The following is a 241-nucleotide window of genomic DNA, read 5'->3' as shown; positions in this document are numbered from 1 at the left end:
CGAAACTTCCAGAGAAAATAATGCCAATTCCAACACCGCTATAAATCATGCCACCTAGCATGACTTTATTACTTTGAAATAAATAATCTAAAACAATACTAGAGGCAAGAACAAATACAATTGCACTTGTGAAACCACCGATAAAGCGAAGGGGAAACCATAAAAAGATATAAGAGGTTAAGCCCATACAAAGAGTTGAAAGAACATTGAAGAATAAACAGTGGTGTAATATTTTTTCACG

General features: G+C 34.0%; 1 protein-coding gene. It reads right to left on the bottom strand.

The features are described from left to right. On the bottom strand, positions 1-241 hold a 241-nt coding region (locus SB717_RS39085; protein WP_410908657.1), incomplete at both ends, for a YbfB/YjiJ family MFS transporter.

It is taken from the genome of Priestia sp. SIMBA_032, from assembly GCF_046535215.1.
Classification (GTDB): Bacteria; Bacillota; Bacilli; order Bacillales; family Bacillaceae_H; genus Priestia; species Priestia aryabhattai.
This window is presented reverse-complemented; position numbering and strand designations above follow the sequence as displayed.